This is a genomic window from Pseudomonas sp. SJZ079 (genome assembly GCF_007993865.1).
In the GTDB taxonomy this organism is placed as follows: Bacteria; Pseudomonadota; Gammaproteobacteria; order Pseudomonadales; family Pseudomonadaceae; genus Aquipseudomonas.
In genome coordinates this window covers 41,233-67,711 of the sequence record NZ_VIUH01000021.1, presented here as the reverse complement: position 1 = coordinate 67,711, position 26,479 = coordinate 41,233, and the positions used below count along the sequence as shown (strand labels likewise).

At 63.6% G+C, this 26,479-nt stretch carries 20 protein-coding genes; 4 read left to right on the top strand and 16 right to left on the bottom strand.

All coding sequences use genetic code 11. From position 1 onward, the window contains the following. Window positions 1-119: 119 nt before the first annotated feature. From betA to choX, 8 genes are all read right to left on the bottom strand, one after another. Window positions 120-1,802: a choline dehydrogenase gene (gene betA / locus FBY03_RS17580; RefSeq protein ID WP_147173656.1), complete on the bottom strand. Its 1,683-nt coding sequence runs from the start codon at window positions 1,800-1,802 to the stop codon at window positions 120-122. Between the two features lie 98 nt (window positions 1,803-1,900). After that, complete coding sequence (gene betB, locus FBY03_RS17575) at window positions 1,901-3,373, bottom strand: betaine-aldehyde dehydrogenase (protein WP_147173655.1); 1,473 nt, start codon at window positions 3,371-3,373, stop codon at window positions 1,901-1,903. Between the two features lie 336 nt (window positions 3,374-3,709). Continuing rightward, complete coding sequence (gene betI, locus FBY03_RS17570; RefSeq protein WP_147173654.1) at window positions 3,710-4,300, bottom strand: transcriptional regulator BetI; 591 nt, start codon at window positions 4,298-4,300, stop codon at window positions 3,710-3,712. Window positions 4,301-4,541: 241 nt separating this feature from the next. Next, the gene (locus FBY03_RS17565) at window positions 4,542-5,399 is read right to left on the bottom strand and encodes a glycine betaine ABC transporter substrate-binding protein (protein ID WP_147173653.1); all 858 of its coding nucleotides are present in this window, start codon (window positions 5,397-5,399) and stop codon (window positions 4,542-4,544) included. A 283-nt stretch (window positions 5,400-5,682) separates the two neighbouring features. Beyond that, complete coding sequence (locus FBY03_RS17560) at window positions 5,683-6,627, bottom strand: choline ABC transporter substrate-binding protein (RefSeq protein ID WP_147173652.1); 945 nt, start codon at window positions 6,625-6,627, stop codon at window positions 5,683-5,685. 36 nt (window positions 6,628-6,663) lie between these two features. Further along, entirely contained in the window at window positions 6,664-7,545 is an 882-nt protein-coding gene (locus FBY03_RS17555) for a proline/glycine betaine ABC transporter permease (protein WP_147173651.1), read from the bottom strand. A 1-nt stretch (window position 7,546) separates the two neighbouring features. Next, window positions 7,547-8,743, bottom strand: a complete 1,197-nt coding sequence (locus FBY03_RS17550; protein WP_147173650.1) for a glycine betaine/L-proline ABC transporter ATP-binding protein — start codon at window positions 8,741-8,743, stop codon at window positions 7,547-7,549. Between the two features lie 666 nt (window positions 8,744-9,409). Beyond that, the gene (gene choX, locus FBY03_RS17545; RefSeq protein ID WP_147173649.1) at window positions 9,410-10,354 is read right to left on the bottom strand and encodes a choline ABC transporter substrate-binding protein; all 945 of its coding nucleotides are present in this window, start codon (window positions 10,352-10,354) and stop codon (window positions 9,410-9,412) included. 429 nt (window positions 10,355-10,783) lie between these two features. Between choX and FBY03_RS17540 the strand changes: the two genes are divergently transcribed. Both FBY03_RS17540 and FBY03_RS17535 read left to right on the top strand, forming a co-directional pair. Then, complete coding sequence (locus tag FBY03_RS17540) at window positions 10,784-12,163, top strand: L-serine ammonia-lyase (RefSeq protein ID WP_147173648.1); 1,380 nt, start codon at window positions 10,784-10,786, stop codon at window positions 12,161-12,163. A gap of 397 nt (window positions 12,164-12,560) precedes the next feature. Then, a complete protein-coding gene (locus tag FBY03_RS17535) occupies window positions 12,561-13,664 on the top strand; it encodes a GlxA family transcriptional regulator (protein ID WP_147173647.1) in 1,104 nt (367 codons plus the stop codon). Window positions 13,665-13,870: 206 nt separating this feature from the next. Here FBY03_RS17535 and FBY03_RS17530 read toward each other — a convergent pair whose 3' ends face one another. The 8 genes from FBY03_RS17530 to gbcA all read right to left on the bottom strand — a co-directional run bounded on the left by FBY03_RS17530 (window position 13,871) and on the right by gbcA (window position 23,894). Continuing rightward, window positions 13,871-14,116 (bottom strand): hypothetical protein, encoded by a 246-nt coding sequence (locus FBY03_RS17530; RefSeq protein WP_147173646.1) that lies wholly within the window; start codon window positions 14,114-14,116, stop codon window positions 13,871-13,873. A gap of 27 nt (window positions 14,117-14,143) precedes the next feature. Continuing rightward, on the bottom strand, window positions 14,144-14,923 hold the full coding sequence (locus FBY03_RS17525) for an electron transfer flavoprotein subunit beta (protein WP_147173645.1): 780 nt from the start codon (window positions 14,921-14,923) through the stop codon (window positions 14,144-14,146). Continuing rightward, a complete protein-coding gene (locus FBY03_RS17520) occupies window positions 14,913-16,136 on the bottom strand; it encodes an electron transfer flavoprotein subunit alpha/FixB family protein (protein ID WP_147173644.1) in 1,224 nt (407 codons plus the stop codon). Before FBY03_RS17520 ends, FBY03_RS17525 begins: the two co-directional genes overlap by 11 nt. Beyond that, window positions 16,136-18,085 (bottom strand): dimethylglycine demethylation protein DgcB, encoded by a 1,950-nt coding sequence (dgcB, locus tag FBY03_RS17515; protein WP_147173643.1) that lies wholly within the window; start codon window positions 18,083-18,085, stop codon window positions 16,136-16,138. Before dgcB ends, FBY03_RS17520 begins: the two co-directional genes overlap by 1 nt. A gap of 167 nt (window positions 18,086-18,252) precedes the next feature. Further along, window positions 18,253-20,313, bottom strand: a complete 2,061-nt coding sequence (gene dgcA, locus FBY03_RS17510; RefSeq protein ID WP_147173642.1) for a dimethylglycine demethylation protein DgcA — start codon at window positions 20,311-20,313, stop codon at window positions 18,253-18,255. Between the two features lie 15 nt (window positions 20,314-20,328). Further along, complete coding sequence (locus tag FBY03_RS17505; RefSeq protein ID WP_147173641.1) at window positions 20,329-20,859, bottom strand: 4-vinyl reductase; 531 nt, start codon at window positions 20,857-20,859, stop codon at window positions 20,329-20,331. Window positions 20,860-20,990: 131 nt separating this feature from the next. Next, window positions 20,991-21,968, bottom strand: a complete 978-nt coding sequence (locus tag FBY03_RS17500) for a dipeptidase (protein ID WP_147173640.1) — start codon at window positions 21,966-21,968, stop codon at window positions 20,991-20,993. A 633-nt stretch (window positions 21,969-22,601) separates the two neighbouring features. Beyond that, on the bottom strand, window positions 22,602-23,894 hold the full coding sequence (gbcA, locus tag FBY03_RS17495) for a glycine-betaine demethylase subunit GbcA (RefSeq protein ID WP_025163333.1): 1,293 nt from the start codon (window positions 23,892-23,894) through the stop codon (window positions 22,602-22,604). A gap of 366 nt (window positions 23,895-24,260) precedes the next feature. Here gbcA and gbcB point away from each other — a divergent pair, with 366 nt between their 5' ends. Then, entirely contained in the window at window positions 24,261-25,361 is a 1,101-nt protein-coding gene (gene gbcB / locus FBY03_RS17490) for a glycine-betaine demethylase subunit GbcB (protein ID WP_147173639.1), read from the top strand. 319 nt (window positions 25,362-25,680) lie between these two features. Continuing rightward, window positions 25,681-26,289: a glutathione transferase GstA gene (gene gstA / locus FBY03_RS17485; protein ID WP_147173638.1), complete on the top strand. Its 609-nt coding sequence runs from the start codon at window positions 25,681-25,683 to the stop codon at window positions 26,287-26,289. Window positions 26,290-26,479 lie beyond the last annotated feature (190 nt).

Genomic DNA, 26,479 nt, shown 5'->3' with positions numbered 1-26,479 from the left:
AAGCGGGTGGCCGCAGCCGTCCGCTATAAGGTTGCATGATTGCCGAAGGGGCAGAGCGCGACAAGCACCGGGCGGGTTGCCCGGCCCGGTGTCTGCTGTCTCAGTGCGCTATGGCGGGTTCAGCGCTGCGTCGATTTGCGCGCGGGTGCGCCATTGGCCACGTAGTAAGGGGCCGTGCTGCGTGGCAATGGCTCGCGGCCACGGATCTTATCGGCGATTTTCTCGGCGAGCATGATGGTGGTGGCGTTGAGGTTGCCGGTGATGATCTCCGGCATGATAGACGCATCGATCACCCGCAGGCCTTGCAGGCCATGCACACGCCCCTGGCCATCCACCACCGCCATGTCGTCTTCGCCCATCTTGCAGGAGCAGGACGGATGGAAGGCGGTTTCCGCGTGCTGACGCACGAATTCGTCCAGCTCGGCATCGCTTTGCAGGTCGGCGCCCGGGCTGATCTCGCGACCCCGGTAAGGGTCGAGCGCAGACTGCGCCATGATCTCGCGGGTGATGCGGATGCCGTCACGGAACTCCTGCCAGTCCTGCTCATGGCTCATGTAGTTGAACAGGATGCTCGGGTGCTCGCGCGGATCCTTGGATTTGGCCTGCACGCGGCCGCGGCTGGGCGAGCGCATGGAGCCGACGTGGGCTTGGAAGCCGTGCTCGTTGACCGCGTTGCTGCCGTTGTAATTGATCGCCACCGGCAGGAAGTGGTACTGGATGTTCGGCCACTCGACCTCGGGGCGGGTGCGGATGAAACCGCCGGCCTCGAACTGGTTACTGGCGCCGATTCCCTTGCCGAGGAACAGCCACTCGGCACCGATCTTCGGTTGGTTCCACCATTGCAGGGCGGGGTAGAGCGACACCGGCTGCTTGCAGGCGTACTGCAGGTACATCTCCAGGTGATCCTGCAGGTTGGCGCCGACGCCCGGCAGGTCGTGCACCAGCGGGATGTCCAGGTCGCGCAGCAGTGCGGCCGGGCCGACGCCGGAGCGCTGGAGGATCTGCGGCGAGGCAATCGCCCCGCTGCTCAGCAGCACTTCACGGCGGGCCTTGGCGCGCACCGGCGTGTCGCTGTCACCGATCAGGTAGTCGACGCCGATGGCACGCTTGCCCTCGAACAGGATGCGATCGGTGAGGGCGTGGGTGACGATGCTCAGGTTGGAGCGGACCTTGGCCTGATCCAGGTAGCCGCGGGCGGTGCTGGCGCGGCGACCCTCCTTGGTGACGAAGCGGTCCATCGGGCCGAAGCCTTCCTGCTGGTAGCCGTTGAGGTCGTCGGTGCGCGGGAAACCGGCCTGCACGCCGGCCTCGACCATGGCGTGGAACAGCGGGTTATTGCCGGCCTTGGGCGTGCACACGCTGACCGGACCGTCGCCGCCGTGGTAGGCATTGGCGCCGATGTCGCGGGTTTCCGACTTGCGGAAATACGGCAGGCAGTCCTGATAGGTCCAGTCTTCGAGGCCTGGGGCCTTGGCCCAGTTGTCGAAGTCCAGGGCGTTGCCGCGGATGTAGCACATGCCGTTGATCAGGGATGAGCCACCGAGGCCCTTGCCGCGCCCGCATTCCATGCGGCGGTTGTTCATGTAGGGTTCTGGATCGGTTTCGTAGGCCCAGTTGTACCGGCGGCCCTGCAGGGGGAAGGCGAGGGCGGCGGGCATCTGGGTGCGGAAATCCATGCGGTAGTCCGGGCCGCCGGCTTCCAGCAGCAGCACGCTGACCTCGGCGTCCTCGGTCAGGCGGGTGGCCAGGACGTTACCGGCCGAACCGGCGCCGATGATGATGTAGTCGAATTCTTGGGTCATATGATCTTCCTGCTGTGTAGCCCGGATGCAATCCGGGAATATCACGCGATGAACCCGGATTGCATCCGGGCTACGGGGCGTTCAGCGTTCAGCCTGGGTCAGAACACCGAGGCGTAGTCGCCCAGTTCCACCTGCACGGATTTGATCTGGGTGTAGTGCTCCAGGGTGGCCACGCCGTTTTCGCGGCCCACGCCCGACTGCTTGTAACCGCCCACCGGCATTTCCGCCGCCGATTCGCCCCAGGTGTTGATCCAGCAGATGCCGGCTTCCAGGCTGTGGATGACCCGGTGCGCGCGTGTCAGGTCGCGGGTCACCAGGCCCGCGGCGAGGCCGTAGTCGCTGTCGTTGGCGCGGCGGACCACTTCTTCTTCGCTGTCGTAGGCGAGGATGCTCATCACCGGGCCGAAGATCTCCTCGCGCACGATGGTCATGTCATCCGTGCAATCGGTGAACACGGTAGGCGCGACGTAGGCGCCCTGGCCGAGCTCGCCTGCGGTCACCCGCTCACCGCCACAGAGCAGGCGGGCGCCTTCCTGGCGGCCGGTCGCGATGTAGCCGAGCACACTTTCCATGTGGGCGAAGCTGACCAGCGGGCCGAAGTTGGTCTCGGCGTTCTCGGGGTTGCCCAGGCGAATGCGTTTGACCCGCTCCAGCACCTTGGCTTCGAAACGTGCCTGCAGCGCACGCGGGATGAACACCCGGGTGCCGTTGGTGCAGACCTGACCGGAGCTGTAGAAATTGGCCATCATGGCGATGTCGGCGGCGCGGTTGAGGTCGGCATCTTCGAAGATGATCAGCGGCGATTTGCCGCCCAGCTCCATGGTCACTTCCTTCAGCGTGGAACCGGAGGCGCTGGCCATGACCTTCTTGCCGGTGGTGGTGCCGCCGGTGAAGGAAATCTTGGCAATACCCGGGTGTTCGGTGAGCCACTGGCCGACTTCCCGACCGCTGCCGGTGAGGACGTTGAACACGCCATCCGGGAGGCCGGCTTCGCTGTAGATTTCCGCCAGCTTGAGCACGCTGAGCGGGGTGACTTCGCTGGGCTTGAAGATCATCGCGTTGCCGGCGGCCAGGGCCGGGGCGGATTTCCATAGGGCGATCTGAATCGGGTAGTTCCAGGCGCCGATGCCGGCGACCACGCCCAGCGGCTCGCGACGGGTGTAGACGAAGGAGGTGTCGCGCAGCGGAATCTGCTGGCCTTCGAGGGCCGGGATCAGGCCGGCGTAATACTCCAGCACGTCGGTGCCGGTGACGATGTCCACCGCCTGGGTTTCCGACAGCGGCTTACCGGTGTCGAGGGTTTCCAATGCGGCCAGTTCGTCATTGCGGGCGCGGAGGATGTCGACTGCCTTGCGCAGGACGCGCGAGCGTTGCATGGCGGTCATCGCGGCCCAGACTTTCTGCCCGGCAGTGGCGCTGGCGACTGCGCGGTCGACGTCTTCTTTGCTGGCGCGCTGCACGTTGGCGAGCACTTCACCGTTGGCCGGGTTGATGGTTTCGAATGAGGCGCCGCTGCTGGCGGCAACATAGCGTCCGCCGATGTAGAGCTGCTGGTCGTCGAATCGGGCCATGGGTGAGTCCTCTCTTGTCGGTGTGGTTGGCGCAAGGTGGCCTGGGCGTAAAGCACGGCTTGGCCGGATGAGCTGGCTGCGTGGGGTGGTGGCTGCCAGGTCAGGATAGATCGAATTTTAGGCTACTTGGTTTTTATTGAACGTTCAAACAATAAAAACCAGGCTGTCGCTATCGTGCCAGTCGAGGACGCTTTCGAGTGGGTTATGGGCTGCGTCATCGGCGCTGATGGATGCTGTGGCGCTTGGCGCAGGGATGCGCGGGTTCAGCGCCAAGCCGGAGCCTGGCTTCAGGTCCCCGGGGCGGCACTTGCCGTGGCCTGTGCTGCGGTTAACCGGCTATGCGGCCTTGGTCAGCTGCTGGTCGAGGTAGTCATAGGCGATCTGCACCGCTTGCTGGACGTCGAAGGCTTCGCCGGACAGGGCGCCGCGCAACCAGAGGCCGTCGATCAGTGCGGCCAGGCCACGGGCGGCGGCGCGTGCGGACTCTTGCGGCAGTGCGCGGCGGAATTGACCGCAGAGGTTGGAGTACAGGCGGTGATCGTTGATCCGTTGCAGGCGGTTCAGCGACGGTTGGTGCATGCTGGAGGCCCAGAAGGCCAGCCAGGTTTTCATCGCCGGGCCGTTGACCTGACTGTCGTCGAAGTTGCTGTCGACGATCGCGCGCAAGTGGGCGCGTGGGCTGTCGTCCGGCTGCATGGCGCGGCGGCTGCGCATGGAGTCGTTGAGCGCCTGCATCAGGTGGCGCATGGTGGCTTCCAGGAGGCCGTTCTTGTCCTTGAAGTAGTGACTGATGATGCCGTTGGAAACCCCCGCGAGGCGAGCGATGTAGGCGATGCTGGCATCGCTCATGCCGACCTGGTCGACTGCTTCTAGGGTGGCCGCGATCAACTGCGAGCGGCGGATCGGCTGCATTCCGATCTTGGGCATCGGTCTCTCCATCGATAGGGGAGTCCCCCGGGATGGGCGCAGTCTAGGCGGTTTTTTATTGGTCGATCAATCAAGGTTGGCGGTTTAGCGGACGACTTGTCGGTCAGGGATATGCCGGTGGTCCGCTGGCGCTGGCTGTGCCGAGCGCAATGGCCGGGCCAGCGAGCGGCTGCACAGGTGTTTCTGGCAGAAAAGATAAAGCGGGCCGAAGCCCGCTTTATCTATACCGCGCTGTATGGGTTTATTTCAACCACTCGGCAACGCGATCCGGATTCTTAGCGATCCAGTCTTTAGCGGCTTGCTCCGGCTTGGCGCCTTCGCTAACGGCCAGCATCACACTGCCAATTTCTTCTGGGCCCCAGGAAAACTTCTTGAGGAACGCGGCGGCTTCAGGGGCCTTGGCTTCCAGGGCAGGGTTGGCCACGGTGTCGACGTGCTCGGCGTCACCATAGACATTCTGCGGGTCTTCGAGGAAGCGCAGTTTCCACTTGGCGAACATCCAGTGTGGAATCCAGCCGGGCACTACGATGGCTTCTTTCTTCTTCTCGGCGCGGGCCAGGGCGATGGCCATGGCTGGGCCGGAACTCGGCATCAGCTTGTAGTCCAGCTTGTATTTGTCGATGGCTTCTTCGGTGCGGCTCATGATGCCGGCGCCGGCATCGATACCGGTGATCTTGCCGTCGAAGTCCTTGCTGTACTTGTTCAGGTCTTCGATGCTCTTGGCCTCGACGTAGTCGGGCACTACCAGACCGATTCTCGCGCCCTCGTAGTTGCTGCCGAGTACCACCACCTTGTCTTTCATCTTGGCGTAGTAGTCGGCGTGGGTGACCGGCAGCCAGGCGGTGAGAGTCGCATCCAGGTCGCCGCGAGCCACGCCCTGCCACATGATGGCGGGTTCGACGGGCTTCAGTTCAACCGTGTAGCCGAGTTTGCTCTTGAGTATTTCACCGGCGACATTGGTGGTCGCGACGCTGTCGTCCCAGCCGTTGACGTAGCCGAGCTTCAGGGTGGGTTTTTCCGCAGCCATGGCTGTGGACATACCCAGCGCCAGGGCGGCAACGCCAAGGCTCTTCAGACAGAAAGTAGATAGTTTGCGCATTAAGTTGTTGCTCCATCAGTGAGAGTGGCAGTTCAACTGTGTTACTGGCTCGTTCTGATTGCGGGTGTTGCGGTGGCCGGTTAAGCCATGCCAGGGAGACACGCCCCTGGATGGCCGGGGCCACTGGGGAAGCCTTGGCTAGGCGAATGTTCACTGCCGAACCCGATTGGTTCTGACACAGCTGTGGCCCGCCAGCCAGGCAAGCGTCGTTGCGCTGACGCAACTGCGCTTGCCGGGGCTTCTCCTGCCCCGTCTGGCGCGGACGCCAGGCGGGCCAGAGCTTTTACAGGCCTACGTATTTCTTGACGGCGGCAGCGCCATCCTGGCCGTCGTAGGTGGTGACGCCAGCCAGCCACTTGTCGAGGGACTCAGGGTTGGCCTTGATCCAATTCTTCGCCACCTCAGCCGGGTCTTCTTTCTCCAGCACTTTTTCCATCAGCTGGCTTTCGATCTCGACGCTGAACTGCAGATTGTTCAGCAGCTTGCCGACGTTGGGGCAGCGTGCTTCGTAATCCGGTGGTACCACGGTGTAGACCTTGGCGGCGCCGTAATCCGGGCCGAACACGTCATCGCCGCCGGACAGGTAGGTGATGTCGAACTGGGTATTCATCGGGTGCGGTGCCCAGCCGAGGAACACCACCGGCTTCTGCTTTCTCACCGCGCGCTGTACCTGAACCAGCATGCCGGCTTCGCTGGATTCGACCATGCGGAATTTGCCCATGCCGAACTGGTCATTCTTGATCATTTTTTCGATCAGCAGGTTGCCGTCGTTACCCGGCTCGATGCCGTAGATCTTGCCGTCGAGTTCTTTCTTGAACTTGGCGATGTCCTGAAAGCTCTTCAGGCCCGCTTCGGCTGCATAGGTCGGTACCGCCAGGGTGTACTTGGCGCCTTCCAGGTTGGCCTTCGGCAGCACCTTGACCCCGCCATCCTTGCTGAACGGCTCGATCACCGCGTCCATCGAGGGGGCCCAGTAGCCGAGGAACACATCGATCTGGCTTTTCTGCACGCCGGTGAAGGCAATCGGCACCGAGGCCATGATCTTGCGCGGCTTATAGCCCAGGCCCTCGGTCAGGGTCATGGCGACGCCGGTGGTGGCGGCGATGTCGGCCCAGCCGATCTCGGCGAAACGCACTTGCTGGCAGCTTTCCGGCTCTTGTGCCCAGGCGCTTTGCAGCAGCGTGCAGGACAGCAGACTAACTCCAGCAATGGTTTTCAACTTGCTCATTAATGACTCCCTGTGTGAATGGATAAGGTGAATTTCTTACTGGCGTTGCAGTTTCGCGCTGACCCAGCTGAATAAGGTATTGCGCTTCTCGCTTTGCTTGGTGCCGAAGCTTTCGGTAATGCGGTCGAGGATGATCGCCAGCAGTACCACTGCCATGCCGCTCTCGAAGCCTAGACCGATATCCAGACGCTGAATACTGGCGAGAACATCGTTGCCCAGGCCGCCGGCACCGACCATCGAGGCGATGATCACCATCGACAGGGCCATCATGATGGTCTGGTTGACCCCGGCCATGATTGACGGCATGGCGCTGGGCAGCTGCACCTTGAACAGCAGCTGGGTCTTGCTGCAGCCGAAGGACTGGCCGGCCTCGACGATTTCCTTGTTGACCTGACGAATACCCAGGCTGGTCAGGCGCACCGCTGGCGGCATGGCGAAAATCACCGTGGCGATGATCCCCGGCACCCGGCCGAGACCGAACAGCATGGCGGCCGGAATCAGGTAGACGAATGCCGGCATGGTCTGCATGAAGTCGAGAATCGGGCGGGTGATGGTCGCCACGCGCTCGCTCTTGGCGGCCCAGATGCCCAGCGGGATACCCAGCAAGAGGCTGATCAGCGTTGCGGAGAAGGTCAGCCCGAGGGTGACCACCGTCTGTTCCCAGAAGTCGGTGAGCACGATCAGGATGAAGGACACGGCGGTGAAGGCGGCAAACCGGGCGCCGATCCGCCAGAGGCCGAGGCCGACGAAGATGGCGATCAGCAGCCAGGCCGGCGGCAGCATCAGGATGGCTTCGATGGCTTCGGAAAAACCGCTGACAAGGCTGCCGACGTTGTCGAAGCCGTTGCTGTAGTTATCCAGCAGGTACTGGACACCGTCGTTGACCCAGCTGCCCAGGTCGAGTTTCTTGTCGCTCATGTCATTCTCCCTGCATGCGGGTCAGCAGGCGACCCTTGCTGATGGCGCCGCAGTAATGGCCGTTGCCATCGACGACCGGGATCGGCCCTTCGTTGTCCACCAGGCGTTCGATGACCTGATCCAGCGGCATGTCTTCCGGCACCGGGTTGATCTGTTTCAACACGTCTAGGTCGAGCCCGCAGGTCTGACCACCTTCGACCAGCAGCGCGATCTTCTCCAGGCTGATGGAGCCATAGAAACGGTTGTGTTGGTCGACGATGAAGGCGTAATGCTTGTCCTGCGCCTGCAGTGCCTGCGACACCGTTTGCGCGTCTGGCGCCTTACCGTTGTGCACGAACAGCGGCACGCTGTTGGCCTTGAGTTGGCCGGCGGTGAGGTAGCGGTTGGTGTCGACGGTGTCGAAGAAGTTGCGCACGTAATCGTTGGCCGGGTTGTCGACCAGCTCCTGCGCGGTGCCGACCTGGACCAGCTTGCCACCTTCCATGATGGCGATGCGGTTGCCGATACGCATGGCCTCTTCGATGTCGTGGGAGACGAAGATGATGGTGCGGCGGTGCTTCTTCTGCAGGTCGAGCAGCAAGTCCTGCATTTCGCGACGCTTGAGCGGGTCGAGGGCGGAAAACGCCTCGTCCATGATCATCATCGAGGGATCGACGGCCAGGGCGCGAGCCAGGCCAACACGCTGCTGCATGCCGCCGGAGAGTTCATGTGGGTGCATCTGCGCGAAGGTGTCCAGGCCGACCTGCTTGAGCACTTCCATGGCGCGCTTCTCGCGCTCCTTGCGACTGACTCCGGCCACTTCTAGGCCGAAGGCGGTGTTGTCCAGTACGGTGCGCGAAGGCATCAGGGCGAAGGACTGGAAGACCATGCTCATGTCGCGGCGGCGCAGGTCGATGAGATCCGCGCTGGGCATCTTGGCGACGTTCTGCCCGTCGATGAACACATCGCCGCCGGAGGGCTCGATCAGCCGGTTGATCAGGCGAATCAGGGTGGATTTACCGGAGCCGGAAAGCCCCATGAGGACGAAGATTTCGCCCTCTTCGACGCTGAACGACACATCGCTGACGCCGATCACCGCGCCGCTCTCGGCGAGGATCTTGTCCTTGCCCCAGCCTTGCTTGACCTTATCGATGGCGTCTTGCGGTTTGTCGCCAAAAACCTTGAACAGGTTCTTGACCACGATTTTTCCAGATTGCATGGGATGGTTCCCCTTCAGTAGACATCCAGATCAGTTACACGGAACCTGTCGTGCGCCCGAGAGCGTGCTTCAGGTGATGTCGACTGTTCTTGCCTGTGTGAGTGTGGGCTTGGTTCCAAGGTTTGGAGAACGTTCTGCATCGCGGCGCACGGCAGTGCACTCGGGGGCGGACCCAGTAGCGCGCCATGGATCGTAGCGATCATGGGCGCGGCTTGAGCATGCGCTTGAGTGGACTGTGTTTTGCCGTATTGCAAACTGCTTTCCAAACCCTCTGGCAGAGTTACGAAGGCCAATCCTTTGGTAATTCGCACCTCACCCTGAGATGCGCGTACATCCGAAATTTCTTGTTGGGCTGGCGCCCGATTGAGCTGGCCAGCGCTATGTATTCTTCGGTCCGGAGTGTGGGAACTCTGGTCTGTCGGCCCCGCTTGGAGTCGACAGCGACGAAATCGGCTGTCTCAACGATATAGCCTTCGAGTTGCCGCGATTGTCGCTTTGCGACGTTGACGTGTTGCGCGGCGACATGGCGACTAGCTAAAAAACCTTACCACAGTTTATAGGCTCCACGCCGGAGCTGCAGGCCGCACAGGGCCTGCTTTTCAGCTTGCGGAACGGGTGCAGTCACCATGCTCAGGGGGCTGAGGCGAAATCGAAAAAAAATGTAAATTATGGCTTTTTGCTGTCACTGGACGGCATATCCGCCACGCTGCCGTCGCGCCGAGTGACGCCCTGCAGCCATTGCGCGCGTACCTGCGGATTGGCCTTCAGCCAGGCCTTGGCTTCGCGGCGCGGGTTGGTGTTCTGATTGAGCACCGCCTCCATCAAATCGTTTTCCATCTGCAAGCTGAAGCGCAGGTTCTGCAACAGTCGTCCGACGTTCGGACACGCCTGGCTATAGCCCTTGCGTACGGCGGTGTAGACGGTGGCGCCGCCCAGGTTAGGACCAAAATAATCGTCGCCGCCACTCAGGTAATGCATCTGCAGCTGGTTGTTCATCGGGTGCGGTTCCCAGCCGAGAAATACCGCCCATTTGTTGATGTGTTCGGCGCGTTTGACGTGCAGGATCATGTTGGCTTCGCTGGACTCGGCCAGCTTGAACGTCCCCAGGCCGAAGGCGTTCTTGTCGATCATCTGTTGGATCGACTTGTTGCCGCTGTTGCCCGGCTCGATGCCGTAGATCTTGCCGTCCAGCTGCTTGCTGAATTTGGCGATGTCGGTGAAGTCCTTCAGGCCTCCATCGTAGGCTGCCTGGTTCACCGCCAGGGTGTACTTGGCCCCCTCCAGATTGACTGCCAACAACTCCAGCGAACCGTCGTCCAGATAGGGGCGGATGCCTTCTTCCGAGCTGGGCATCCAGGTGTCGAGGAAGACGTCGACGTTGCTGTCGCGCAGGGCCTGATAGGTCTCGGGCACCGACAGTTGCATGGTCTTGGTGCGGTAGCCCAGGTCGCTGAGGACCACGCGGGTGACGGCGTTGGTGACGACCAGGTCGGTCCAGCCGACGTCGGCCAAGCGCACGACATCGCAGCTGGCGGGGTCAGCGGCTTGGCTCAGCAGCGGGGTGCTCAAGGCTGCCGCCAGCAGCCAGTTCTTATTCTTATGCAGCTTCATGGGAGGCGCTTCCAGCAAAGGGGAAGGTTTCCCGGCCGCACTGGGCCGGGGCGTTGGCCGCGAGGCGAGGCAAGGCGAAACAGCTGTTGGCCAGCGCGCGGGCGTCTGGATCATGGCGCCAGAGCCGGGGTGCTGCCACTCGTCGGGTCGCTGACAGAACGCTGGTGTCGCATTTGGTGTCGGCAGTTGGCGAAAACTGCGAGGCCGAGCGCGGGCTGCGCGCGCGGCCCAGGCCTGCGCTGCACCCGCTGTGCACAGCCAGATGCCGCGCCGCCCGGCGTCAATCCAGGTCTGGGGCATGGCCGGCTGGCAGCTGCCTGGCGTCGACTGATGACGGATTTGGATACGAACGAGTCGGAGTGGGACGTAGCTGCTTCGGGGAAAACCCGATGATGGCGACATAACAATTACTCACCTGCGGAGGCCGGCATGGCTATCAGTGTGTTCGACCTGTTCAAGATCGGTATCGGGCCTTCCAGCTCGCACACCGTGGGCCCCATGCGTGCCGCCGCGCTGTTCACCGGCGCCCTGCGCGAGCGTCGTTTGCTCGAGCGCGTGCAGCGGGTGGAAGTGCGCCTGTACGGTTCGTTGTCGGCCACCGGCATCGGTCACGGCAGTGACACCGCGGTGATCATGGGCCTGATGGGCGACTGGCCGGATCAGATCGACCCGGCGAGCATCGCGCCGCGCATCGAAACATTGCGCAGCACTGGCACCCTGCAGCTGGATGGCCGTTTGCCGATTGCCTTCGACTGGCAGCGCGACATGTTGCTGCTCGAGGAAAATCTGCCCTATCACCCGAATGCCATGACCCTGACGGCCTACGCGGCCGACGGCGCCGAGTTGCATGCCGACACCTATTACTCGGTGGGCGGCGGTTTCGTGGTCGACGCCGAGCAGGCGGCGACCGGCCAGCTGGATCAGGATCACACCCAGCTGCCTTACGATTTTTCCAGCGCCGAGGAATTGCTGCGCCTATGCAAGGAGCATGGACTGCGCGTTTCCGAACTGATGATGGCCAACGAAAAGGCCTGGCGCAGCGAGGCGGAAATCCGCAGTGGTCTGATGCGCCTGTGGCAGGCCATGCGCGACTGTGTCGAGCAGGGCCTCAAGCATGAAGGCATCCTCCCCGGCGGGCTCAACGTCAAGCGTCGCGCCGCCAAGCTGCATCGCAGCCTGCAGGAAATGAGCAAGCCCAACGTGATCGGTTCGACCCTCAGCGGTATGGAATGGGTCAACCTGTTCGCCCTGGCGGTCAACGAAGAAAACGCCGCCGGTGGGCGCATGGTCACCGCACCGACCAACGGCGCGGCCGGCATCATTCCTGCGGTGCTGCACTACTACGTGCGTTTCAGCCCGGCGGTGACCGAGGCGAATGTGGTCGATTACCTGCTGGCGGCGGCGGCCGTCGGCATCCTCTGCAAGAAAAACGCCTCTATCTCCGGCGCCGAAGTGGGCTGTCAGGGCGAGGTCGGTTCGGCCTGCGCCATGGCTGCCGCCGGGCTGGCGGAGATTCTCGGGGCCACCCCCGAGCAGCTGGAGAACGCCGCCGAGATCGGCCTGGAGCACAATCTCGGGCTGACCTGCGATCCGGTGGGTGGCCTGGTGCAGGTGCCGTGCATCGAGCGCAATGCGATCGCCGCGGTGAAGGCGATCAACGCCGCGCAGTTGGCCTTGCGTGGCGACGGCGAGCATTTCATCTCGCTGGACCGGGTAATCCGCACCATGCGCGATACCGGTGCCGATATGCACGACAAGTACAAGGAAACCTCGCGCGGTGGCCTGGCGGTCAGCGCCATCGAGTGCTGATTCATCTTCGCCCCTGATGCGCGGCTTTGGTGCGTATTCAGGTGCGAGTGGCCAGTTTTGTGACTTGCTGGTCATTCTGGCCGCCGTTCGTCTGTTACCGCTGGCATTCAACTTGTGGCGCGGTGACAGTCAGGCTGATAGCCAGTGCTACCGAAATGCTCAAGGCCCAGGCATAACAGGGCCTTGATGGCGCAAACAGAACACTTCTGTCGCGCTCGCGAAGCCTTGTGGTGCATGGCTTGGATGACGGCCTATATTTTTAATTGAACGCTCAAGTAATTTAGGCATGACCTTTGCCTTGTGATCAGTGTTCATCTGGGTCAGTCGCGTACCAGAACCGTAAGACCAGAGCCTCACCAAGAAGGCTCACACCGTGCTTAGCGTGAGGGTTTCACTGATGTCGCAGTCCACCCAAGGGGCACAGCCCCCGATTCCTGCTCCCCGGTCCATTGGCTTTCTGCTGCTGGACAACTTCACCCTGATTTCCCTCGCGGCGGCGGTCGAGCCCCTGCGCATGGCCAATCAGCTCTCCGGCAAGGAACTGTATCGCTGGCACACCCTGACCCAGACTGGCCAGCCGGTGAAAGCCAGCGACGGTCTGCAGATCACCCCGGACGCCGGTCTGCACAATGCGCCGGTACTCGACGCGGTGATCGTCTGCGGTGGCGTCGACATCCAGCACAGCGTCACCCGTGAGCACCTGCACTGGTTGCAGGTTCAGGGCCGCCAAGGTCGTCAGCTCGGTGCGGTGTGCACCGGCAGCTGGGCGCTGGCCAAGGCTGGACTGCTCGATGGCTACGACTGCAGCGTGCACTGGGAGTGTCTGGCCTCGATGCAGGAAGCCTTCCCGCGTGCGGCCATCACCCCGCGCCTGTTCTCCATCGACCGTAACCGCAGCACCGCCTCGGGCGGCACCGCACCGCTGGACATGATGCTGCACCTGATCGGCCGCGAGCATGGCCGCGAACTGGCAGCGGCGATCTCGGAGATGTTCATCTACGAGCGCATCCGTAACGAGCAGGATCACCAGCGCGTGCCGCTCAAGCACATGCTCGGCACCAACCAGCCGAAGTTGCAGGAAATCGTCGCGCTGATGGAGGCCAACCTGGAGGAGCCGATCGACCTCGACGAGCTGGCCTGCTATGTCGACGTGTCGCGGCGTCAGCTCGAGCGCCTGTTCCAGAAGTACCTGCACTGTTCGCCGTCGCGCTATTACCTCAAGCTGCGCTTGATCCGTGCGCGCCAGTTGCTCAAGCAGACCTCGATGTCGATCATCGAATTGGCTTCGGTCTGTGGCTTCGTCTCCACACCGCACTTCTCCAAGTGCTACCGCGAATACTTCGGCATCCCGCCGCGCGATGAGCGTGCAGGGCAAAGCCTGAGCAACGTAGTGGCGCTGGTGCCGATGCCGGACGAGCTGCTGCAGCCAGCCTCGTCAACGGCCAAGGATGCCTTGAACCGCGCCCAGGGCGAGTCGACCTTCGCCAGCGTGCGGCTCTAGGCCTGGTTCAGCAGGCGCTAGAGCCAGTAGCGCCGCGCGAACTTTGATCAAGCTACACAGCAAAAAGGGCGCTTCGAGCGCCCTTTTTGCTGTGTGCGGTTTCGTCGGCGGGGTTAGGCGCCTACGCGGTGCTCGGAACAGTGCGCCGTCTGCGGCCCGACGATATGCGCCGCTAACCCAGCCTGCGCGGCTGTCGCAGCCTGGTCTCAGTGAGGGATCAGGGCCGGTAGCAGGGTGCGCGAAATCGCTTCGCGCACGGCCGGCAGCAGGGTGGCGTTGCCGCCCAGCAGTTCTTCCACCAGCTGCTTCAAGGCCGCCGCCCGTTCCGGGCTGAGGCCGCTGACCGCGTAGCTGCAGGCTTGCTCGGCACTGACCCCCGAAGGGATGCTCAGGCCTAGGGCCACCAGCCGCTCGCGTAAGTCTTCCTGGTCGATCAGGTCGGCATGCATCATGGTTATTTTCCCCTGTCAGGGCTGCGCTCAGCGCAGCACACCTTCATCCGTCAGCAGCTTGAGAATAGCCTCGGCACCGGCTTCTGGCGAGAGGTCCTTGAGCACCTGTCCGCCGCCGCCAGAGGCTTTCGCGGTGGCCGCTTTCATCCGCTCGGCGCCGGTCTTGGCCTTGATCACCTTGAGGCGTTTCGGTCGCGGTCGGGCAGGTTGCAACTGCGCTTCGCTGAACAGGGCGTCTGCCACCACGTCCACGGCTTGCACCTGCAACTGCCCGCGTCGGGCCGGGCCGAAGGCGCTCTGGCGAGCGGTCGGTGCGGCATTGTCGACGCTGGCGAGGAACGGCAGGCGCACCTGCAGGCGACGTCGTTGGCCACGGGGCAGCGCTTGCAGGACCTGGGCGACGCCGTCGGTCACGCTTTCCACTTCGGCCAGTCCAACCACCAGCGGCCAGCCCAGTTGCTCGGCCAGCAGGTAGGGCAGCATGCCCGAGCCTTCGCCGGTTTCTGCCTGGCTGCCGGTCAGCACCAGCTGGGCACCGGCTGCGCGCAGGTAGTCGCTGAGCGCGGGCAGGGCGTCGGCCTGTGGCGGTTGTTGGAGTACGGTCATTTCCGCCAGGCCCATGCCCAGGTAGGTGCGCAGGGCTTCTTCCTTGGGATCGCCGGCGTGCAGCACGCGCAGGCGCTCGCCAGCCAGGCGCAGGCCCAGTTCGACGGCGCGGGCATCCTGCTCGGCGCGACGGGCGCGGCCCGAGGTCGGGTGAGCGCCGACGGAAACCAGGGTGATGATGTTCAGCGTGTTATGCGGCATCGCGCGCACCTCCCTGACGGAATTCGGTGACCCGTTCGATCAGCGCCTGGAGGATCGCCGCCGAATCGCCGATCACCGAGAGATCGGCGCGTTTGATCATGTCGCAGCCGGGGTCCATGTTGATCGCCACCACCTTGTCGCAGGCGCCGATGCCTTGCAGGTGCTGAATGGCGCCGGAAATACCCACCGCCATATAGACCCGCGCGGTGACCCAGGTGCCGGTGGCGCCGACCTGACGGTCACGCGGCATGAAGCCATCGTCGACCGCGACCCGTGAGGCGCCTTCGGTGGCGCCGAGGGCTTCGGCGGCCTGGTGGAACTGGGTCCAATCCTGGACGCCGTTACCACCGGAGAGAATGAACTCGGCTTCCGCCATGGGGATCAGTGCCGGGTTGACGGCCACCGCGCCGAGGTTGTCGAGGCGCGGCAGGCTCTGCACGATGTTTTCCTGCAGCTCGAGCGCGCGCACTTCGTGGCGGGTATCGCCAACCGGATCGGCGCATTCGGCCGCGGCCAGAATCAGTCGCGGTGCGCGGCGGGCCAGGTCTTCGCGGCCGGCGCCGGCGCGGCCGATGCACTGGCCGTCGGCGACTTGCCAGATGCGCGTGGCCGGGCGTTCGCCGAGTTTGGCCGCCAGACGCCGGCCGAGTTCGCCGCCGCCGGTGCGGCTGTCCGGGATCAGCCAGTGGCGCGGAGCCAGCTGGCGTTCCACCGCGCTGAGGGCCAGGACGCGCTGTTCCGGGGCGTAGCCTTCGAAATCTTCGCCCTGGAGATGCAGCAGGCGGTCGACGCCGGCGGTGTCGAAGGCGTTCTCCTTGTGCTCACCGAAGACCACCGCGACCACCGCGCCCTCGCTGCCGGCCAACTTGTTGGCCAGACCGAGCAGGTCCTTGTCGTGGCTGCTGAGGCGGCCGCCGACCATGTCCGGTACCACCACGATGTGGAAGGCCGGCTGTTCGATGATATGCAGCGGCAGTTGCACCACGGCCGCGGCGGTCGTGCGTTTGCCGCTGCCGCCTTGCTGGGCGCCGCTGCGGTCGATGCGTTTGAGGCCGTTGGGGCCGATGAAACCGACCGCGTGCGGGTTCTTGCGGATCAGGCCGTTGGGCCCCATCCAGCTGGTCTGTGCCGTTTGCAGCGAGGCGTGCAGCGGGTGCAAGCGGTTACGGGCGATCCACTCGGCTCGCGGGTCGCGGCGGATAATATCGCTCATCAGTTAACCTCCAGGGCAGCAGCCGGCTGCTTGGGCGCGGCGGGCGCCTCGATCAGAACGTCGGCGACCAGCTCGGCGATGTCTTTGATCTGTGGCCGCGGTTCGACCACGCCTTCGAGCATCGCGGTGCACTGCGGGCAGCCTACGGCCACCAGTTCGGCACCGGTCTCCTTGATGTCGACCATGCGCATGTCGGGGATCCGCTGCTTGCCGGGAATGTCGGTGATCGGCGCGCCGCCGCCACCACCGCAGCAGCGCGAGCGGAAGCCGGAACGTTCCATCTCCTTGACCTCGATGCCGATAGCCTTGAGCACGTTGCGCGGGGCCTCGTACTCGCCGTTGTAGCGGCCGAGGTAGCAGGGGTCGTGGTAGGTGACGCTGCCGCCCTTGTGCTGACCCAGGTTGAGTTGCTGGCCGGCGATCAACTCTTCCATGTAGGTGCTGTGGTGCAGCACCTGATAGTTACCGCCGAGGGCGCCGTATTCGTTTTTCAGCACGTGGAAGCTGTGCGGATCGCAGCTGACGATCTTGTTGAAGCGGTACTGCGCCAGGCTGGCGATGTTGCGCTTGGCCAGGCTCTGGAAGGTCGCTTCGTCGCCCAGGCGGCGCGCCACGTCGCCGCTGTCGCGCTCTTCCAGGCCGAGTACGGCGAAGTCGACGTTGGCCGCCTTCAGCACTTTGACGAAGGCGCGCAGGGTGCGTTGGTTGCGCATGTCGAAGGCACCGTCGCCGACCCAGAACAACACGTCGGTCTGCTTCTTCTCGCTCATCAACGGCAGATTGAGGTCGGCGGCCCAGTTCAGGCGGCCGCCGGGGGCGAAGCCGCCGGGGTTGTCGGTGGCGATCAGGTTGTCGAGGACTTCGGCGCCCTTGTTCGGCGTGGCGCCTTTTTCCAGGGTCAGGTGACGGCGCATGTCGACGATGGCATCGACGTGCTCGATCATCATCGGGCACTCCTCGACGCAGGCGCGGCAGGTGGTGCAGGACCACAGCGTGTCGGCCTCGACCAGGGCCTTGCCCTGCAGGTTGACGATCGGCTGGTGCGGGCCGCCGCCGTGCTCACCCAGGGGGATGCCTGGGTAGGGACTGCCGGCGAAGTTGGCGTCGGTGCCACCGGCCAGGCCGATGACCATGTCCTGGATCAGCTTCTTCGGGTTCAGCGGCTGGCCGGCGGCGAAGGCCGGGCACACCGCCTCGCACTTGCCGCACTGCACGCAGGCGTCGAAGCCGAGCAATTGGTTCCAAGTGAAGTCGGTGGGTTTTTCCACGCCCAGCGAGGCGTTCGGGTCATCCAGGTTCAGCGCCTTGAGGCCGGTCGAGCGACCGCCACCGAAGCGTTCGCTGCGGCGGTGCCAAGCCAGGTGCAGGGCACCGGCGAAGGCGTGCTTCATCGGGCCGCCCCAGGTCATGCCGAAGAACAGCTCGGACACGCCCCAGGCCACGCCGACACTGAGAATCAGGGCGAGGAACCAGCCGCCGAAATCGTGCGGCAGAATCCCGGCCACCGGCAGGGTGGCGATGAAGAAGCTCACCGAGAACATCAGCAGGCTTTTCGGCAGGCGATTCCACGGGCCTTTCGACAGCCGTGCCGGCGGATTGCGCCGCCGCTTGGCGACGAACAGCGCGCCGACGAACATCAGCACGGTGGCGCCCAGCAGGGCGAAGCCGAGGATGCGGTTGTGCAGGCCGAAACCGTGCACGATGACCGCCAGAACGGCGGCCAGGACGAAGCCGCCGGCGGTGGCCACGTGGGTCCTGGACATGTACTTGTCGCGCTCGACCACGTGGTGCAGGTCGACCAGATAGCGGCGTGGCATGGCCAGCAGACCGCCGAGCCAGTCAACCTTGGCCGGCTTGCCGCGCCGCCACATCAGGAAGCGCTTGCCGGCACCGAGCACGGCGAGCGCCAGTGCGGCGAACAGCAGAATAGGAAGAATGGTGTTCAACATTGTGGAGCTCCCAAAGACACTCGGGTCTTGCAGGCGGAAATACCTGGATGCCTTGCCGATTGCCGTGGGAGCGGGCGTGCCCGCGAAGCAGGCGACTCGGTTACTCAGTCGCTCCGTCTCGCCCCTTTCGCGGGCAAGCCCGCTCCCACAGTGTTAGCCACAAGCCGTTAGAAATCCTTGCACAGACGCAGCGCGTCATAGATCGCCGCATGGGTGTTGCGCTGAGCCACGCAGTCGCCGATGCGGAACAGCAGATAGCCGTCGCCGGGCTCGGACAGGCAAGGCTGCGGCTTGATCGCGAACAGCGCTTCGACGTCGATCTGGCCCTTGTTGCGCGAACCTTCCTTGAGTGCGTAGTACAGCGTTTCGTCCGGACGTACGCCGTTCTCCACCACCACCTGGTCGACCACGCGCTCTTCCTGGGCGCCGGTGTATTCGTTCTCCAGCACCGCCACCAGCTTGTCGCCCTCGCGGTAGACCTTTTCCAGCATCATGTCGCTGGTCATGATCACGCCCTTCGGGTACATGCTGCGGTAGGCCGTCGGGAACGAGGTGCCGCCCATGCCTACACCCGGCTTGATGTCGTCGGTGACGATCTCGACCTGACTGCCCTTGTCGGCGATGAAGTCTGCGACCGACATGCCGGTGAATTCACAGATGGTGTCGTATACCAGCACGTTCTTGCCCGGTGCGACCTTGCCGTCGAGGACGTCCCAGCTGCTCACCACCAGGCCTTCGGCCGCGCCCCAGTGCTCGTTCTGCTCGAGGAACGGATGACCGCCGTTGGCCAGCACCACCACATCCGGACGCAGGTCCATGATGCTCGCGTGATCGGCACCGGTGCCCAGGCGCAGGTCGATTTTCAGGCGCGCCAGTTCCAGCTGGTACCAGCGGGTGATGCCGGCGATCTGGTCACGTTGCGGCGCCTTGGAGGCGGTGGTGATCTGCCCGCCAAGCTGATCCTTCTTCTCGAACAGGGTGACGTCGTGGCCACGTTCGGCCGCGACGCGCGCCGCTTCCATGCCGGCTGGACCACCACCGACCACTACCACCTTGCGCTTGACGCCGGTGGTCTTCTCGATGATGTGCGGCAACCCCATGTATTCACGCGAGGTCGCGGCGTTCTGGATGCACAGTACGTCCAGGCCCTGGTACTGGCGGTCGATGCAGTAGTTGGCACCGACGCACTGCTTGATCTGGTCGACCTGGCCCATCTTGACCTTGGCGATCAGGTGCGGGTCGGCGATGAACGCGCGGGTCATGCCGACCATGTCGACGTAACCGCCCTCGAGGATGCGGGTGGCCTGGTTCGGGTCCTTGATGTTCTGCGCGTGCAGCACCGGTACCTTGACCACTTCCTTGATGCCGGCCGCCAGGTGCAGGAACGGCTCGGGCGGGAAGCTCATGTTGGGGATGACGTTGGCCAGGGTGTTGTGGGTATCGGCGCCGGAGCCGACCACGCCGATAAAATCGAGCAAGCCGGTGTCGTCGTAATACTTGGCGATCTGCTTCATGTCCTCGTGGGACAAGCCGTCCGGGTGGAACTCGTCGCCGGAGATACGCAGGCCCACGCAGAAGTCGTCGCCGACTTCCTTGCGCACGGCCTTGAGCACTTCCAGGCCGAACTTCATGCGGCCCTCGAAGGTGCCGCCCCATTCGTCGGTGCGCTTGTTGACCCGCGGGCTCCAGAACTGGTCGATCATGTGCTGGTGCACGGCCGACAGTTCGACGCCGTCCAGGCCGCCGGCCTTGGCCCGGGCCGCCGCCTTGGCGAAGTCACCGATGATGCGCCACATCTCTTCCGGTTCGATGGTCTTGCAGGTCGCGCGGTGTACCGGTTCACGGATGCCGGACGGCGACATCAGGGTCGGCCAGTCGAAACCATCCCAGCGCGAGCGACGGCCCATGTGGGTAATCTGGATCATGATCTTGGCGCCATGCTTGTGCATGGCGTCGGCGAGGTTCTGGAAGTGCGGGATGATGCGGTCGGTGGACAGGTTCACCGAGCTCCACCAGCCATGTGGGCTGTCGATGGAGACCACCGAGGAGCCGCCGCAGATGGCCAGGCCGACGCCGCCCTTGGCCTTCTCTTCGTAGTACTTGACGTAACGCTCGGTGGTCATGCCGCCATCGGTGGCCATGACCTCGGCGTGGGCGGTGGACACGATACGGTTACGGATGGTCAGTTTGCCGATCTGGATCGGCTGGAACATTGCTTCGAAGGCCATGATGCGTTCCTCGACTTAGAGCGGCTTGACGACGAAAAGACCGTGGTCGTGGCCTTCTTGCGAAGCGCCGTAGACCTGTTCGGCACGGGTGCGGATGCTGCTGCCCTGGGCCTGCAGAATCTGGTCCATGGCGCCGGCGAACCAGCCGGTGAACATGTAGTCGACCATGCGCCCGCACTGGCCGTAGACGTAGACGAAGGCGGAGTGATCCAGGCGCACCTCGCAGGTGCCTTTGTCGAGGTCGATCGACTGGATCTTGAACAGGCCCCAGCCGCGCTGCGACAGGCGCTTCATGTAGTGCTCGAACACCGCTACGCCGCTAAGGCCGTGGCACTCGGCTTCTTTCTCGCACCAGTGCCAGGCGGACTTGTAGCCGGCCTTGTAGAGGATTTCGGCATAGGCGTCGGCGCCCAGCACTTCCTCGATGCCGATATGGTTGTTGACGAAGAAATGCCGCGGTACGTAGAGCATCGGCAGGGCGTCGGTGGTCCAGACGCCGGTTTCGCTGTCGACTTCGATGGGCATTTCAGGGGCGTGGGTGGCCATATATTCAGACTCCAGAATCTTGTTTGATTCGTGGGAGGGGCTTTAGCCGCGCTGCTCTCAAGAGCGCTGCCCCTTCGGGGCAAGTCGCGGCTAAAGCCCCTCCCACATTCGTTCGTGCCATGTGTAGGGGTTTATTCGCCCCAGACGTCTTTCAATACGCGTACCCAGTTCTCGCCCATGACCTTGCGCACTGTGCGCTCGGGCATGCCGCGCTTGAGCAGGGTCTCGGTCAGGTTGGGGAACTCGCCGACGGTGCGGATACCCAGCGGGTTGACGATCTTGCCGAAGCTGGTCAGGCGGCGGGCGTAGCCCTTGTCGTGGGTCAGGTACTCGAAGAAGTCCTGGCCGTGGCCCTGGGTGAAGTCGGTGCCGATGCCGATGGCGTCTTCACCGACCAGGTTCATCACGTACTCGATGGCTTCGGCGTAGTCGTCGATGGTCGAGTCGATGCCCTTGGCGAGGAAGGGCGCGAACATGGTCACACCGACGAAACCGCCGTGGTCGGCGATGAACTTCAGTTCCGCGTCGGACTTGTTGCGCGGGTGTTCTTTCAGGCCGGAGGGCAGGCAGTGCGAGTAGCACACCGGCTTCTGAGATTCGAGGATGACTTCCTCGCTGGTCTTGCTGCCGACGTGGGACAGGTCGCACATGATGCCGACGCGGTTCATCTCGGCGACGATCTCGCGGCCGAAGCCAGACAGGCCGCCGTCACGCTCGTAACAGCCGGTGCCGACCAGGTTCTGGGTGTTGTAGCACATCTGCACGATACCGACGCCGAGCTGCTTGAACACCTCGACGTAGCCGATCTGGTCCTCGAACGCGTGGGCGTTCTGGAAACCGTAGAGGATGCCGGTCTTGCCCTGGGCCTTGGCCGCATGGATGTCGGCGGTGGTGCGCACCGGCATCACCAGATCGCTGTTGTCGCGAATCAGTTTGTTGCTGGCGGTGATGCTGTTGACCGTCGCCTGGAAACCTTCCCACACCGAGACCGTGCAGTTGGCCGCGGTCAGGCCGCCTTTGCGCATGTCTTCGAACAGTTCACGGTTCCACTTGGCGATAATCAGACCATCGATGACGATGCTGTCGGCGTGCAATTCGGCTGGGCTCATCAGGCTGTCCCCTTTGTATACGACTACGAGTCGGAAGCTATACGCGCCGAACCCGCTGCCGGCGCTATTGGGGGCAGCATATCCCCGAGGGGGTTGCCGCTATCGTGCAAAAGCGACTGGGGTATTGCCGAAAGCGTCAAGCCGAGGTCGCGAATGGGTAAGCCACCGGAAACCCGCCAGGCGGGCTGCCGGGTTGCAGGTCGCTTTGCTGCGATTCGAGCCCGCCAGCCCTGCCGAGTGCGCGGGTGCAGGGTGAGGTTGGTGAAGGGCATGTCCATCGCGAGGGCGTCCAGGCGCTGGCGTGGACCCGATAACCGGTGGCTGTCCTCCCGTAGCTCGGATGCAAGCCGGGAAGCGCCTGCAGCTGCACATCCGTTCCCCGGATTGCATCCGGGCTACAAGGCCGCTGGGTTACCCCGCGGGCCAATGGTCCAGCTTGCCAGCGCTGTGGTTCGGCTTAACCCTTGGTCGACAGGCAAAAAAATGCCCCTTGCCAGGGCCGTTGACCTGGAAAGAGGCGAGTGTGCCCAGAGGGCATAGTGTGATGAGGTTGGCCTGTGCCTGATTAAGCGGGCACAGGTCATAAACGGTCAGCGGGGCGAGGCGCGGGAAGGCCTCGCCTGGCCGCCTGGATTAATCCACCGCGACTTCGCGCAGGTAGGGCGCCGGCGCCGCGCCGAGGTGCTTCAGCATGCTGGCGCTGTACCAGTCGATAAAGTTGACCACGCCGAACTCGTAGGTCTTCGAGTAGGGGCCCGGCTGATAGGCGGTGGAGTTGATGCCGCGCTGGTTCTCTTCGCCCAGGCGACGGTCCTGGTCGTTGGTCGCATCCCACACCTGGCGCAGGCGCTCAACGTCGTAGTCGACGCCTTCGACCGCATCCTTGTGCACCAGCCACTTGGTAACGACGATGGTTTCCTGGGCGCTGATCGGCCACACGGTGAAGTTGATCAGGTGATCGCCCATGCAGTGGTTCCATGAATGCGGCAGGTGCAGGATGCGCATCGAGCCGAGTTCCGGGTTCTTGATCCGGCCCATGAGTTTCTTGCTGCCCGGCTTGCCGTCCATGGTCATGGATTCGGTGCCCTTGAGCAGTGGCATGCGCACGATGCGGTTACGCAGGCCGAAGCTGGCGTGGGCGTAGGGGATCTTCTCGGCTTCCCACTTGGCAGCGGATTCGGCGACGTGGTCCTTGAACGCCTGGTCGGCGCGCGGGTCGGTGACGTCGTCCCACTCCAGCAGGCTCTTCAGCAGTTCCGGGTGGGCACCGTTGCAGTGGTAGCACTCGCGGTTGTTCTCCAGCACCAGCTTCCAGTTGGCCTGCTCGCGCATGGTGCTCTGCACCGCCACCTTGGTGTTCTCCATGTCGTAGGGCTCCATGTAGTGAGCCAGGGTGGCGAGGAACTCGTCGATCGCCGGCGGGTTCTCCGCCAGGCTGATGAAGACGAAGCCGCCGGCGGTCTTGCAGTGCACCGGCTTGAGGCCGTATTCCTTCATGTCGAAGTCGGCGCCCATCTCGGTGCCGGCGAACAGCAGGCGGCCGTCCAGTTCATAGGTCCACTGGTGGTAGTGGCAGACCAGCTTGGCCACTTTACCCTTGTCGCTGGTGCACAGGCGCGAACCGCGGTGGCGGCAGACGTTGTGGAAGGCATGCACCACGCCCTCGGCGCCGCGGATGATGATGATCGGGTTGTCGCCGATCTGCAGGGTCAAATAGTTGCCCTTGGTCGGGATCTCGCAGGTCATGCCGGCGATCAACCATTCCTTGTGGAAGATTTCCTGCATGTCGATCTGGAACAGGCGTTCGTCGTTATAGAACGGCTGTGGCAGCGAGAAAGTGCGCTCGCGGGTCTGCAGCATCTCGGCGGTGGCCTTGCGTGCGGGCTCTAGTGGATCGCCCAGGCTCAGGGTGGAAGTGACGTCCATCGGTAACTCCTCAATGGCGGCTCGCGGTGCGAACGCCGCAAAAAGTGGCTGTTTCGGTTGCTACGCAAGGCGGTTTGACTGACCGCTCGTATGTCGCCTGCCGACTGGCGATTGCTACATTGAAGCGATGGTCGGGCGCGTTGGTAATTCTGTTTCGGCTGATGGAGAGTGTGGCGGCGAGCGCGCTGCTAATCTTATCTATGGGCGACATGCCTGAATCCGTTCCCGACGCGGTAAGTCGCGGGGTCTGTGGCAGGTCGCGATAAGTATGTGGATGTCGCTGGCAGGTAAGTGGTTGTATTTGCCGTTGCGCAAAATTCGCAGCACTAGGCCGGCACTTGGCCGCCGCGCATGAGAGCCCCGACCATGTCGAACGAATTCCTCAATCCCATCACCACGCAGACCTGGAGCAATGGCCGCCACTTGGTGCGCTGCGTCAAGGTCATCCAGGAAACCTGGGATGTGCGTACCTTCTGTTTCATGGCCGAGCAACCGGTGCTGTACTTCTTCAAACCGGGGCAGTTCGTCACCCTGGAATTGGAGATCGACGGCCAGCCGGTCATGCGCTCCTACACCATCTCTAGCTCGCCCGCGGTGCCCTACAGCTTCTCGGTGACGATCAAGCGGGTGCCGGGCGGCAAGGTCTCCAACTGGTTGCACGAAAATCTCAAGGAAGGCGACGAGGTGCCGGTGCACGGCCCGGTCGGGCTGTTCAACGCCATCGACTTTCCGGCGGACAAGGTGCTCTACCTCAGCGGCGGCGTGGGCATTACCCCGGTGATGTCCATGGCCCGTTGGTTCTACGACACCAATGCCAACGTCGACATGATCTTCGTGCACAGCGCACGTTCGCCGAAGGACGTGATCTACCACCGCGAGCTGGAAAACATGGCGGCGCGGATCAACAACTTCAGCCTGCACATCATCTGCGAGAAGCACGGCTTGGGCGAGGCCTGGGCCGGTTACCGGGGTTATCTCAACCAGGCCATGATGCACATGATGGCGCCGGACTTTATGGAGCGGGAGATCTTCTGCTGCGGGCCCACGCCCTACATGAATGCGGTCAAGCGCCTGCTCGAAGCCAATGGCTTCGACATGTCGCGTTATCACGAGGAGTCCTTCGGCGCGACGCCGGCGGATATCCGCGAGGAGGCCAAGGAATTGGCCGCCGAAGCCGCTGACGCCGATCCGGTGCCGCTGGCCGACCAGCATCAGGTGGAGTTCATCGCCACCGGCAAGAGCATTCGCATCGATCCGGGCGAGACCGTGCATGCGGCCGCCGCCAAGCTCGGTCTGCACATTCCCAAGGCCTGCGGCATGGGCATCTGCGGCACCTGCAAGGTGATGAAAACCTCCGGTGAGGTGGACATGGACCACAACGGCGGGATCACCGACGAGGACGTCGCCGAAGGCTTTATCCTCTCCTGCTGCAGTGTGCCCAAGGGCGACGTGGTCATCGACTACTGATCGCCAGTTTTCCGCGTAGGCGGGGGCGCTGCTCGCTCCTGCCGCGCTCACCCGCCTGCATTTCGTCAGTCGCCGGCCTACCGCTGCTCCAGCGGCCCGGTGCACCGCGTAAAGCGCTCTATGCTTGTCTGTAGTAGGTCGTCGAGCGCTCGCCGCTCTTAGTCGTGTCTTCCTGTGAGCGAGTTGCCTGCGACCGGGCCGGTATCAGGGGCGCACGCTGCTGTCGCCTCCCCTGAGTCGGCCGCAGCAGGCGCAGGCCTTCGCGATCCTCATGCCGACCGCCCCCGCGCCCATCAGCCCATGATGCGGAGCCCTCACCATGAAACTCTATTACGCCCCAGGAGCCTGCTCGCTCGCCGTGCATATCGTGCTGCACGAGACGGGATTGCCGTTCACCCTCGAACGCGTCGACCTCAGCAAGCATGAGACCGAGCAGACCATCGACTTCTATCGAATCAATCCCAAGGGCGCGGTGCCCGTGCTGGAACTGGACGACGGCACGCGGCTGACCGAGGGCCCCGTCATCTGCCAATACCTCTGCGACCTGGCGGGTCGCGCGGATCTCATGCCAGAGGCCGGCGACATGACGCGTTACCGGGTGATGGAGTGGCAGAACTACATCACCTCTGAACTGCACAAGACCGCCGGCGCCTTGTTCAACCCGGCGCTGGAGGCCGAGGCCAAGGCGCAGTTTTCCACTGCCGTGCAGAAGAAGTTCACCTGGGTCTCGCAGCAGCTGCGCGGCAAGTCGTACCTGACCGGCGAGGTCTTCACCGCCGCGGACGCCTATTTGTTCGTGATCGCCAGTTGGGCGCCGTATCTGAAGCTCGACTTGAGCGGCTGTAGCGAGCTGCAAGCGTTCATGCAACGGGTCGGCGAGCGTCCGGCGGTGCAGGCCGCGCTGAATGCCGAGGGCCTGCTGGGCTAGTGGCCCGCTGGTGTGATGTAGCAGAAATATCCATCAGGTGCCCCGGCTGGGTGAGACGCGTGCGCGGTGGTCCGCCGAAGCTGCCGGATGGGGCGCGAGGTAATCCCGCGGTGCGGGCACGAGTGGCGACGCCGCGCTGGGTTACGCGTCGCTTGGCAACGTGTGTCGCCGGCACCTCGACGACCTGCGC